This is a genomic window from Streptomyces sp. NPDC058619 (genome assembly GCF_042717785.1).
Classification (GTDB): domain Bacteria; phylum Actinomycetota; class Actinomycetes; order Streptomycetales; family Streptomycetaceae; genus Streptomyces.
This window is the reverse complement of record NZ_JBHXQN010000134.1, coordinates 1-4,234: the sequence shown is the minus strand read 5'-3', so window position 1 is coordinate 4,234 and position 4,234 is coordinate 1. Positions and strand designations below refer to the sequence as shown.

Genomic DNA, 4,234 nt, shown 5'->3' with positions numbered 1-4,234 from the left:
CTGGGGGCCCCGGCCCGGGTCCCGGGCGGGGGGCGGGGGGGGCCGGGGGCGGGGGGGGGGGGGGCCCCCCCCGGCGCCCCGGGCCCGCGCCGGCGGCGCCGTCACGGCCCCGCCGGCCCCTCCGTCCGGCCCGTGAGGTGGTAGACGGCGAAGGCGCGGTCGATGACCGGCATGGCCACGTTGCGGACCCTGACCCCGCCCGCCGTCATGCCGTGCTCGGTGCCTGCGTGGGCGTGTCCGTGGACGGCCAGGTCCGCCCCGGCGTCGTCCATCGCCTCCGCGAGGAGGTAGCTGCCGAGGAAGGGGTAGATCTCCAGGGGTTCGCCCGCGAGGGTGTCCGGCACGGGCGCGAAGTGGGTGAGGGCGATCCGTACCTCGCTGCCGTCGTCCCGGAGCTCGCGCAACGCCCTGGCCAGCCCGTCGGCGCAGGTGCGGGTGTAGCGGATGAACGCCTTCATCTCCGGCTCGCCGAACTCGCTTCCGCTGCGCCCGGCGAAGCCTCCGCAGAAGCCCTTCGTCCCGGCGACGCCGACCCGCGTACCGCCGACGTCGAGGACGGTTCCCGTGCCCTCCAGCACGTGCACCCCGACGGCGGTCAGCTCCTGCGCGACGGCCTCCTCCTGGTCGCTCTGGTAGTCGTGGTTGCCGAGGACCGCGACGACGGGGACGTCGAGTCCCGCCACCTCTCCGGCGACGACCCTCGCCTCCTCCCTGGTGCCGTGCCGCGTCAGGTCGCCGGCCAGCAGCAGCAGGTCCGCGCAGTCGCCCAGTGTGTCGAAGGCCGGCCGGAGGGCTCCCGCGCTGCCGGGGCCGAGGTGGATGTCCCCGACGGCCGCCACCCGGATCACGACAGGTCCTCGGAGTGGTCGGGCGGGCCGGGGCGGCAGACCGTGACGTCCTCGCGCCAGTCCAGCCCGGCGAGCTCCTCCGCGGCGAACCGCAGGACCTCCGCCCGGCACTCGGGGCTGGAGACGCTGCCCCGGACCAGGACTCCGGCCCCGCGCGCCTCGACGCGTACGCCCAGCTCGGCGAGGTCCTCGCTCGCCAGCCGGTCGAGCAGGTGCGCGATGCGGTACTCGACGTTCTCCTGGGATGTCATCGCTTCTCCTCCGGCCCCGCGGTGTCCCGCCGGTCGATGACGCGCAGCCGCTCCAGCAGGTGTAGGAACGCGTCGGGCAGCGGTTCCGACCGGTAGGTGCGGTCCAGCCGGGCCCAGTCGATCTGCTCCCTCAGCATGCGCGCCATGGGCAGCAGGTCGCCGAAGTCGCAGTAGTGCTCGCAGAGGGCGGCGAGCCGGCTGTCCATGAGGTCCGAGGGCGCGAGGACGGGCATCCACACCGAGTCGACCGCTTTGACGTCGGCCCGCTCCAGGAGCTCGGAGCTGACGGGCCGCCGGGCCAGCTCGAAGATCAGGTCGATCTCCTCACCGCCCGACCGGCCCTTGACGAGCCAGTCCTCGGGGGCCCGGCGCATCGCGATGCCGCCCTCCTCCAGGGCCTTGATCGCCGCGTCCGCGTCCTCGGGCCGGACACAGAAGTCGGTGTCGTGCTGGAAACGGGCCGGCAGTCCGTGGGCGAACGCGGCCACGCTTCCGGCGAGTGCGAACGGCAGTCCGGACCGCTTCAGGAGCGCCGCCACCAGCTTGGTCGTCTCCAGGATGGCCTGGGTGTGGTCCTTGGGCAGCGGGCCCTCGGCCGGGGCGGGGGGACTCAGGCTCTCGGGCACCTGCCCCGTGGGCGGGCTCGCCGGCTTCGTTGTCGTCATAAGGAGCGCGTAACCGGTCCCGGCCGCCCGAAACCCTCCGGGTCCCACCCCGTACCCGGTGACCGCGCCGCCCGGAGCCGCGCCTGCCCGCCGGGTTCAGTGCTCGGGGAGGGCGGTGCGCAGTGCGCTGTGTCCTTGTGTCCAGGCGGTGTGGAGGTGGTGGGCGAGGCGGTCTTCGAGGTGGAGGGTGGCGGCGCAGCCAAAGGCGATGTCGGGTTCGAGGTGGGGTTCGTCGGCGAGGAGGCCGCCGATGACGTCGTGGCGGACGACTTGTTCGTGGACGGCGTCGGCTTCGAGGTGTTCGGCGTAGAAGTGTGCGGCGGCGGGGCCGGCTCCGCAGCGCCGCATGGCTTTGGCGAGGCGGCGGGAGCCGGGCGGGGAGGTGACCTCGACGCAGGCGAAGTGGCCGACGAGTGCGCCGCGCAGGGCCCGGTGGAGGCCGAGGAGGGACATGAGGTTGACGGTGGCGAGGAGGGGTGCGGGCGCCTGGTCGAGGTAGCGGCCGTAGGCGGGGTCCAGGCCGAGGTCGGTCATGAGGTCGGCGAAGAGGCGTGCGTGGATGCGGTCGGCGCGGCCGGCGCCGAACACGTCGTACTCGATGGCGGCCATGGCGGCCATGGCGGCCTTGGCCCGGCCGGTGAGCCGCGGGATGACCCAGAGGTGGGGGTCGGCTTCCTTGAGGTGGTAGAGGGAGCGCAGGGCCGCGTACTCGCGCAGCTGCCACAGCCGGCCCTCGGTGGCGAGGTAGTGGCTGAGGCTGTCGCCGGGGTCGACGGGCTCCACGAGCAGCGGGGCGAACGCCTCGTCCACGGTGTCCGGGGCGCCGGACACTTCGGTCCGCAGCGCGTGCAGGAAACGGGCCTCCAGGTCTTGGCGCAGCCGCAGCAGGTCCGGGTCCCACTCCCGCGCGTCGTCCACCCCCGCGAAGCCCCGGTAGTGCAGCTCGTACAACAGGTACAGGGCCAGCTGCAGGTCCTCACCCCACGGATCGGCCTTCAGCACCGCCGCGGGGGCGTAGTCGGGGGGCAGCCCGAGGCGCAGGGCGCTCGTCACCGCCTCCGAGAGTTCGCCGCGGCCCGGTACGAGGCGGGGGCCGGGCGCGGTCGCCGTCTGCGTCGCCGTCGTACGGGGGCGGGGGCTGGTGGGGGTCATCACGGGGTCCTGTTCCTGTCCTCGGTCGGCACGCGCCGGTCGGCGCACCTCGGTCGGCATCTCGGTCGGCGCGTCCGTCGACGCGTCGGCGCGCTCGCGACACGGCCACGGGCGACACGGGGCGACTGCCCTCGGGGGAGCACACCACCCGGATTTCCGTCGATCTTCAGAGGACCAGCCCGATACAGGACCCAATCGGCCCCATTCCCTCACATCAGCCGGGAGGCGTCGCCGTGTGGTCCGGGTGGTGCGGGGTGCGGCGGCGCTCCTTGAGGCCGGCTTCCAGGAGGTGGTCCCTCCCCTCGGCGAGTTGGCCGAGGATGTCGCGTTCCATCGCGGCGAAGGGCCGGTAGTAGGTGGAGTTGTAGGCCTCGATCAGCTGGAAGGTCCAGTGTCCCGGGATGACGTTCCGGCCGACGAGTTCGCGTTCGACCCGGTCGGCCTGCTCGGCGTGGCCCGCCTCGCGCAGCAGCCGGACCGCGTCGCCGAGCTCGAAGTCCGCCGTCCCGGTCAGCTGGTGGAACCCGTAGAGGTGGCCGCGGGCCCGCTCCGTGGTCTCCAGCGCCTTCGAGAGCGCCCCCAGGGCGCGCACCGTCTTCTCGTCGACCCCGTCGGGCACCTCGTGCGCCGGGTCCGTGCCGCGATTGCTGTCCATGGTGGTTCTCTGCCCGCAAGCGGGCCCGCCCAGCGGTCGGTTGGGCCATGCGGCCTACGGCGGAGGGCTCCGCCCGACCGGCGGGGCGGAAAACAAAGGGGAATCGCGCGCATGTCCCGGGTTCGGTCGGGCAGAAGGCGCTTCGGAGGTTGATAACTATGGTTCCCCTGCTTCTCGTTCTTCTGCTGGTCTTGATCCTCTTCGGCGCGGGTTTCGCGGTGAAGATTCTCTGGTGGGTGGCTATCGCAGTCCTGATCCTGTGGCTGATCGGTTTCGTCGCCCGTCCGAAGAACAGCAGCGGCCGCTGGTACCGCTGGTAGCCGTACGACGGCATCGCAGTTCAGACACTGCGCGGCGCCGGCCCGCACCCCTTCCGAAGGGGTGCGGGCCGGCGCCGTTTCGTCGTGTACCGGAAAACACCGCTCCGGCCCCGGATTTCGATCCGGAGTGCGTGGAGGAGGAAATGCGGGGCATGCGGATCTCAGGCGGAGGACACGAACCGCCGCGTACGACGCAAGGAACAGGGAGGGCTCGGCCGGACGTTCATTTCCGCGCCGCCCCCCGATGCACCGGAGGAGTTGTTTTCGCGTGACTGAGCATGTGTGGAGCTACACGTCGACCGCCGGCCACCTGGCCGGTACGGACCTGACCGGCTACAAGGTC

At 72.7% G+C, this 4,234-nt stretch carries 6 protein-coding genes; 1 reads left to right on the top strand and 5 read right to left on the bottom strand.

Annotation, left to right across the window (positions count from 1 at the left end):
• Positions 1–101: 101 nt before the first annotated feature.
• The 5 genes from ACFWTC_RS38660 to ACFWTC_RS38640 all read right to left on the bottom strand — a co-directional run bounded on the left by ACFWTC_RS38660 (position 102) and on the right by ACFWTC_RS38640 (position 3,571).
• Complete coding sequence (locus ACFWTC_RS38660; protein ID WP_383933400.1) at positions 102–848, bottom strand: metallophosphoesterase; 747 nt, start codon at positions 846–848, stop codon at positions 102–104.
• The gene (locus tag ACFWTC_RS38655) at positions 845–1,099 is read right to left on the bottom strand and encodes a hypothetical protein (RefSeq protein ID WP_383933402.1); all 255 of its coding nucleotides are present in this window, start codon (positions 1,097–1,099) and stop codon (positions 845–847) included. Before ACFWTC_RS38655 ends, ACFWTC_RS38660 begins: the two co-directional genes overlap by 4 nt.
• Positions 1,096–1,764 carry a nucleotidyltransferase family protein gene (locus tag ACFWTC_RS38650; RefSeq protein ID WP_383933404.1) on the bottom strand — a complete coding sequence of 223 codons (669 nt, stop codon included), beginning with the start codon at positions 1,762–1,764 and terminating at the stop codon, positions 1,096–1,098. The genes ACFWTC_RS38655 and ACFWTC_RS38650 overlap by 4 nt, the downstream gene beginning before the upstream one ends.
• Positions 1,765–1,860: 96 nt before the next feature.
• Positions 1,861–2,916 (bottom strand): iron-containing redox enzyme family protein, encoded by a 1,056-nt coding sequence (locus ACFWTC_RS38645; RefSeq protein ID WP_384030439.1) that lies wholly within the window; start codon positions 2,914–2,916, stop codon positions 1,861–1,863.
• A 214-nt stretch (positions 2,917–3,130) separates the two neighbouring features.
• Positions 3,131–3,571, bottom strand: a complete 441-nt coding sequence (locus ACFWTC_RS38640) for a hypothetical protein (RefSeq protein WP_383933408.1) — start codon at positions 3,569–3,571, stop codon at positions 3,131–3,133.
• A 158-nt stretch (positions 3,572–3,729) separates the two neighbouring features.
• Between ACFWTC_RS38640 and ACFWTC_RS38635 the strand changes: the two genes are divergently transcribed.
• Positions 3,730–3,891, top strand: a complete 162-nt coding sequence (locus ACFWTC_RS38635) for a hydrophobic protein (RefSeq protein WP_267820112.1) — start codon at positions 3,730–3,732, stop codon at positions 3,889–3,891.
• Positions 3,892–4,234 lie beyond the last annotated feature (343 nt).